The organism is Streptomyces sp. H51 (genome assembly GCF_035656535.1).
GTDB lineage: Bacteria > Actinomycetota > Actinomycetes > Streptomycetales > Streptomycetaceae > Streptomyces.
In genome coordinates, this window is record NZ_JAYMHD010000025.1 from 22,375 (window position 1) to 28,374 (window position 6,000).

The 6,000-nt window shown below is 71.6% G+C and carries 5 protein-coding genes; 3 read left to right on the forward strand and 2 right to left on the reverse strand.

Annotation, left to right across the window (positions count from 1 at the left end; translation table 11 throughout):
- Window positions 1–39 precede the first annotated feature (39 nt).
- Complete coding sequence (locus tag VKA29_RS08025; RefSeq protein ID WP_324784528.1) at window positions 40–576, forward strand: DinB family protein; 537 nt, start codon at window positions 40–42, stop codon at window positions 574–576.
- A gap of 22 nt (window positions 577–598) precedes the next feature.
- Here VKA29_RS08025 and VKA29_RS08030 read toward each other — a convergent pair whose 3' ends face one another.
- On the reverse strand, window positions 599–2,011 hold the full coding sequence (locus tag VKA29_RS08030; RefSeq protein ID WP_324784529.1) for a glutamate decarboxylase: 1,413 nt from the start codon (window positions 2,009–2,011) through the stop codon (window positions 599–601).
- Between the two features lie 226 nt (window positions 2,012–2,237).
- Between VKA29_RS08030 and VKA29_RS08035 the strand changes: the two genes are divergently transcribed.
- Complete coding sequence (locus tag VKA29_RS08035) at window positions 2,238–3,008, forward strand: MerR family transcriptional regulator (RefSeq protein ID WP_324784530.1); 771 nt, start codon at window positions 2,238–2,240, stop codon at window positions 3,006–3,008.
- 212 nt (window positions 3,009–3,220) lie between these two features.
- Window positions 3,221–4,156, forward strand: coding sequence for a DedA family protein (locus tag VKA29_RS08040; RefSeq protein WP_324784531.1), 936 nt, complete (start codon window positions 3,221–3,223; stop codon window positions 4,154–4,156).
- Between the two features lie 26 nt (window positions 4,157–4,182).
- Here VKA29_RS08040 and VKA29_RS08045 read toward each other — a convergent pair whose 3' ends face one another.
- On the reverse strand, window positions 4,183–5,844 hold the full coding sequence (locus VKA29_RS08045; RefSeq protein ID WP_324784532.1) for a threonine/serine ThrE exporter family protein: 1,662 nt from the start codon (window positions 5,842–5,844) through the stop codon (window positions 4,183–4,185).
- Window positions 5,845–6,000 lie beyond the last annotated feature (156 nt).

Below are 6,000 nucleotides of genomic sequence, written 5' to 3' on the forward strand. Positions count from 1 at the left end.
TCAGGGGAAAGTCCCCGGCACCGACGAAAGGCGGCGGTCATGGTCACTCACGTGCGAGCCGAGACGCGGGGCGACGAGCGAGGGGCGCTCCTGGCCTTCCTGGCCGAGCAGCGCGGCGGGATCCGGCGGGCGGTGCTCGGCCTGACGGACGAGCAGGCGTCCGCCCGGCCCAGCGCCAGCGAGCTGACCCTGGGCGGGCTGGTCAAGCACGTCGCCGAGGTCGAGCAGGGCTGGCTGGCCATGGCCCGGCAGGAGCCGCCCGCGGTGCCGCGCGACCCGTCCGACTGGGACGAGTCCTTCCGGCTCGCCGACGGCGAGACGGTCGAGTCGCAGCTCGCGTACTGGGAGAAGGTCGCCGCCGAGACGGAGGCGTTCATCCGGTCCGTCCCCAGCCTCGACGACACCTTCCCGCTGCCGGACGAGCCCTGGTTCCCGCCGGAGGGCCGCGTCTCGATGCGCTGGCTGTGCCTGCACCTGATCCGCGAGACGGCCCGGCACGCCGGCCACGCCGACATCATCCGCGAGTCGCTGGACGGCAGGACGGCGTTCGAGCTGGTCGCCCTCGCCGGAGACTGAGACCCCGGGACGGGAACGGGGCCTAGTGATGGAACCCGGTGGCCGCCTGCTTGTCCCGGGTCAGCGGGCGCTGCTGCCGCCGCAGTTCCGGCAGCAGCCGGGTCAGGTCCTCCATGAACAGGTCGGCGAGGTCGGCGGAGAAACCGTTGCGGCACACGATCCGCAGCACGGACAGGTCCTCGCGGTTCGGCGGGAAGGTGTACGCCGGCACCAGCCAGCCGCGCTCGCGCAGCCGCCGGGAGACGTCGAAGACGTCGAATGCCTCGACGTCCGGGGCCGTGGTGAAGGCGAAGACGGGCAGCTGGTCGCCCCGGGTCAGCAACTGGAAGTCGCCGAGCGCGTCCACCCGCTCGGCGATGCTCCGGGCCACGTCCCGGGTGGTCTGCTGCACCGCCCGGAACCCCTCGCGGCCCAGCCGCAGGAACGTGTAGTACTGCGCGGCCACCTGGGCGCCGGGGCGGGAGAAGTTCAGGGCGAAGGTGGGCATGTCGCCGCCCAGGTAGTTGACGTGGAAGACGAGTTCGTCCGGGAGCGCCTCCTTGTCGCGCCACAGCGCCCAGCCGACGCCCGGGTAGACCAGGCCGTACTTGTGCCCGGAGGTGTTGATGGACGCCACGCGCGGCAGGCGGAAGTCCCACACCAGGTCCTCGTCGAGGAAGGGCGCGATCATGGCGCCCGACGCGCCGTCGACGTGCACCGGGATGTCGAGGCCGGTGCGCTCCTGGAGGTCGTCGAGCGCGGAGCACAGGTCGGCGATCGGCTCGTAGGACCCGTCGAAGGTGGAGCCCAGGATGCCGACGACCCCGATGGTGTTCTCGTCGCACAGCTCCGCCGCGGCCTGCGGGTCGATGTGGAAGCGGTCGCCGTCCATGGGCACCTGACGCGCCTCCACCTCCCAGAAGTTGCAGAACTTGTCCCAGCAGACCTGGACGTTGACGCCCATGACGAGGTTGGGGCGGGCGTCCCGCGAGGGGTAGCGGTCGGCGTTGCGCCGGGTCCAGCGCCGCTTGAGCGCCATCCCGGCCAGCATGCACGCCTCGCTCGACCCGGTCGTCGAACAGCCCACGGCCGCCGACGGATCGGGCGCGTTCCACAGGTCGGCGAGCATCGCCACACAGCGCCGCTCCAGCTCGGCGGTGCGCGGGTACTCGTCCTTGTCGATCATGTTCTTGTCCCGGCAGTCCGACATCAGCACGCCGGCCTGCGGCTCCATCCAGGTGGTGACGAAGGTGGCCAGGTTCAGCCGCGCGTTGCCGTCCAGCATCAGCTCGTCGTGCACCAGCTGGTACGCCGTCGACGGCGCCATCGGGGTGTCCGGCAGCCGGTGCCGGGGCGGGGCGTCCGTCATGCCGCCGACCGGGTTGGCCTCCCCGTAGAAGGGGTTGACGGACATCGGACGCTCGTCGGGCTTGCCGGGACCTCGGTGGAGCGGCATGGGAGTGTCTCCAGACAGTCGGGTCGGACGACCGGAGGCGCGTGGGCGCGCCCCCGCACAGCGAGTTGGGAACCGCCGGATCACCATATGCAGACCGGACGGGCGCGGCGGCGGAAGCACGGCGGGGCGGAACGGGCGCCGCGTCCGGGAGGACGGGAGAACCGACTTGCACCTCACGTGGCGTGAGGCCGCACGGTGGAGGCGTACCGAGAAGGGAGCGGAAGCGGTGAGCTACTCCGTGGGACAGGTCGCGGGCTTCGCCGGCGTCACGGTGCGCACCCTGCACCACTACGACGACATCGGCCTGCTCGCCCCGAGCGGACGCAGCCGAGCGGGCCACCGGCGCTACAGCGACGCCGACCTCGACCGGCTCCAGCAGATCCTGTTCTACCGGGAGCTCGGCTTCCCGCTCGACGAGGTCGCGGTCCTGCTCGACGACCTGGCCACCGGCAGAGGCGACCCGCGCGCGCACCTGCGCCGGCAGCACGAACTGCTGACCGCCCGGATCGAGAGGCTGCAGAAGATGGCCGCGGCCGTGGAGCACGCCATGGAGGCACGCACGATGGGCATCCACCTCACCCCCGAGGAACGGTTCGAGGTCTTCGGGGACAAGGACCCCGAGCAGTACGCCGAGGAGGCGGAGGCACGCTGGGGCGGCACCGCGCAGTACGCCGAGTCGCAGCGCCGGGCCGCCCGCTACACCAAGCAGGACTGGAAACGGCTGCAGGCCGAGGTCGACGACTGGAGCGAGCGCTACACCGCCCTCATGGCCTCCGGCGAACCCGCCACCGGTGAGGCGGCCATGGACCTGGCCGAGGAGCACCGCCGGCACATCTCCCGCTGGTTCTACGAGTGCCCGTACGACATGCACCGCTGCCTGGGTGACATGTACGTCGCCGACGAGCGGTTCAAGGCGTTCTACGACGCCATGCGGCCGGGACTCGCCGAGCACCTCAGGGAGGCGATCACCGCGAACGCCGACCGCGGCGCCCGGTGACCGGCGGCGCCCGGTGACCCAGGGCTCCGGCCCGCTGAGCGGCGGCTCCGGCATCCGGACGGAGTCGCCCCGCGGGCCCACGGCTTGGTACCGGCTGTCGTACAGGGCATCCTGGAGGCACCGGTGGAACCCGGGGCGGACACATTGCGTTGATAGCTTTGTGCGGCCGCGCAAGGATGCCGTACCCGCCCACCCCTCAGGAGCCCGGAACCGTGACGACGCTGGCCCTCGGCCCGAACTGGCTGGATCCGAACTATCTGCTCAACTCGTTCGGCATCTGGGGCCTGCTCCTCATCGTCTTCGCGGAGTCGGGCCTGCTCATCGGGTTCTTCCTGCCCGGCGACTCGCTGCTGTTCACCTGCGGTCTGCTGATCACCGCGGGCACCCTGGACTTCCCGCTGTGGGCGGCCGTCGCGCTGATCTGCCTCGCCGCGGTGCTCGGCGACCAGGCGGGCTACCTCTTCGGCAAGAAGGTCGGCCCGTCCCTCTTCACCCGACCGGACTCCCGCCTGTTCAAGCAGGAGAACGTCACCAAGGCGCACGAGTTCTTCGAGAAGTACGGCGCCAAGTCGCTGGTGCTGGCCCGGTTCGTGCCGATCGTGCGGACGTTCACGCCGATCATCGCGGGCGTCAGCGGCATGCGTTACCGCTCGTTCATCACGTTCAACGTCATCGGCGGCGTCATGTGGGGCGCCGGCGTGACGCTGCTGGGCTCCTGGCTCGGCAACGTGGGCTTCGTCCACAAGAACATCGAGGCGATCCTCATCCTGATCGTCCTCGTCTCGGTGGTCCCGATCATCATCGAGTTCCTGCGCGCCCGCTCCAAGAACAAGAACGCCCGGCCCGAGCCCGCCGCCCAGCAGCAGCCCCAGCCCCCGCTGATGGACGACGCGACCACCCAGCTGCGCCGCGTCCCGCCGACGGCGGACCGGCAGCAGCAGGCCCAGCAGCAGCCGTACCAGGACCAGCCGTACCAGCAGGACTACGGGCAGCAGCAGCCGTACCAGCAGGACTACGGCCAGGACTACGGTCAGGACTACGGCCGGCAGCCCTACGCCCAGCCGTACCCGCAGCAGACCTACCCGCCCCAGCAGCCGTACGGCGACCAGCGGGACCAGCAGCAGTACCCCTACAACGGCGGTTACTAGGAGAACGCGGCCGGACCCGGCGGCGCCTAGAAGCCCCGGGTCCGCTTCGCGGCCCGCCGCTTCTCCGCGGACCCGATCCGCAGGAACAGCCGGGAGATCTCCGACCCGAGATTGACCCCGATGGCGATGGCCATGGCCAGCGAGGCCGCCGTGGCCAGCGACACCAGCCCCTTGTTCACGTCGTTCTGCGCGATCGACAGCAGCCCGAAGTACGTCGCCGACCCCGGCAGCAGCGGCCCGATCGCGGCGGTCGTGTACGGCAGCGCAGAGGCGAACCGGTACCGCGACAGCAGCTGCCCGAACAGCCCCACCAGCCCGGCCGCGGCGGCCGTGGAGGCGACCGGGGACAGACCGCCGGCGTAGTGCATCGCGCCGTACACCGACCAGGCGACCCCGCCGTTCAGGGTCACGGCGAGCACGGTGGACCGCTCCTGCTGCAGCAGCACCGCGAACGTCAGCGACAGCAGCATCGACGCGGTCAGCTGCCACAGCGGCCGCTCCTCGATGCTCAGGGCGGCGTCGGGGTTGAGCTTGGCGCCCAGGTTCACGCCGAAGTACAGGACGACCAGCACCCCGACGACGATGCCGACGAAGAGGTACATGACCTCCAGCAGGCGCGCGGAGGCGGTGATGTAGAAGCCGGTCAGGCCGTCCTGCACGCCCGCCACCAGCGCCCGTCCGGGCAGCAGCGCGAACAGCCCGCCGGTGATGACCGCGGACGCCTTCACGTCCACGTGGGCCACCGTCAGCGCGACGCCGATCGCGGCCGGCGGCATCGCGGCGACCGTGAACTGGTAGAACTCCGGCAGCCCCCGGCCCGCGCACAGCCACGCCAGCCGGTCGCCGAGCATCGCCCCGATCGCGGCCGCCACGAACACCAGCGCCCCGCCGCCGACCAGCACGGAGGCCGCCCCCGCCAGCAGCCCGCTCGCCGCCGTGAGCACCCAGGTCGGGTACGGGTGCCGGTTGCGGCGGATCTCCGCGAGCCGCCGGTAGGACTCCTCCAGCGAGATGTGCGTCACCGGATCGCTGAGGTCGTCCACCAGCTGGAACACGGCCGCCAGCCGCGTGTAGTCGGTGGCCCTGCGGCGCACCGTGCGCGACGCGGTCACCGGATCGTCCACCAGCGACGGCTGGTACGAGATCGACAGCAGGGTGAAGGTGACGTTCGGCTCGCAGCGGTCCAGGCCGTAGGACCGGCACACCGCGAACATCGCGGCCTCCACGTCCTCGGCGCCCTCGCCGCCCGCCAGCAGCAGCTCGCCGATGCGCAGGGTCAGGTCGAGCACGCGCGGGACGGCCGGACCGCCCTCCTCGGTCTTCGGTGGCGGCTCCGGCGCCGGACGCTCGGCCACCGGCATGCGCAGCATCGTGCGCATGCGGTCCTGCCAGGGCACGTCCTTGGTCAGGCTGACCACCGGGACACCGGCCGGCGGCGTGAACGCGGGCGGAGCCTGCCCCGGGCCGTAGGTGCGCGGCGGGCTGAAAGCCGACCCCTCGGCCTCCGGGCCGGACTGCTTCGGCACGTCCAGCCCTCGGGGCACGGCGAACTCGGACGTGGTCTCCGGCTCGCCGCCGCCTCTCGGCACGGCGAGCCCCCTGGGAATCGCGAACTCGGATGTCGTCTCGGCCTCGAACGTGCCGCTGACCTCGTCCGACAGCGGCTTGTGGTCCTCCGCTTCCGTCACGCACTGCTCCCGACTACGCACCTCCGGTACGCCCCAGTATGCGCACAGAGACAGGACCGGGCCGCACGCGCGCGCGTGCGGCCCGGCGCTCGGGACCCCAGCCTGCGGTGACGGAACTCAGGTCGAGGCCTCCGGAGTTCTTTCCGTCGGAACGCC